The 720-nt window shown below is 62.1% G+C and carries 1 protein-coding gene and 1 pseudogene; both read right to left on the reverse strand.

Annotated features, from left to right (window positions below; all coding sequences use genetic code 11):
- The coding region (locus BRAS3809_RS08300) for a DUF3364 domain-containing protein (protein ID WP_035655761.1) at positions 1–444 on the reverse strand (444 nt) is incomplete at its 3' end.
- 95 nt (positions 445–539) lie between these two features.
- Positions 540–720: pseudogene (locus BRAS3809_RS34715) on the reverse strand (nitrogenase molybdenum-iron protein alpha chain); the annotation flags it as partial.

Consider the following 720-nt stretch of genomic DNA (forward strand, 5'->3'; position numbering starts at 1 on the left):
CGCGATCATCTTCGGCTTGTACATGTTGTAGGCGTTGGCGAGGCCGTCGATCATGTTGTTGAGGCCGCCGAACACGGCTGCGTCCTCGGTCATCGACGACGACACGCAGGAGCTCGGCTCCTTGAAGTGGCGCGACAGATGGCTGCGATAATAGGCGACGCAGCCCTGCGAGCCGTGCACGAACGGCAGCGTCTTCTCGAAGCCGACCGCGACGAACACGGCGCCGAGCGGCTGGCAGGCCTTGGCCGGATTGACGGTCAGCGCCTCGCGGGCAAAATTCTTCTCGCGATATTCGGGCGTCTTGGCCCATTCGCGGATGCGCTCGACGTCCGCGGGATCGCGCGGATTTTCGAACATCTTCTTCTTGTTGGCCAGCATCTGCTGGTATTCCGGACCACGGAAGAGCTCGAAGTGATCGAGCACATGTTCGGCAGACTGCGTCATGGGAAAACCCTCTCTATGTTCCTGTGTCGATCAGGGAGCGCTGGCTCTCCGCCGAAGGAGAGCCAGGCCGTGGGTGGTGGTGGTTACTTTGCCAATTACTCGGCCGCCTGGAGCAGAGGCTGCGGCGCCTGCTTCCAGGGCGCCTTGGTCATCTTCCAGACCGGCGAGTTGATCGCCATGTCCATGTCGCGGGCGAAGATCGCGAACCCGTCATAGCCATGGTACGGGCCCGAATAGTCCCACGAGTGCATCTGGCGGAACGGCACGCCCATCTTC

Source organism: Bradyrhizobium sp. STM 3809 (assembly GCF_000239795.1).
In the GTDB taxonomy this organism is placed as follows: domain Bacteria; phylum Pseudomonadota; class Alphaproteobacteria; order Rhizobiales; family Xanthobacteraceae; genus Bradyrhizobium.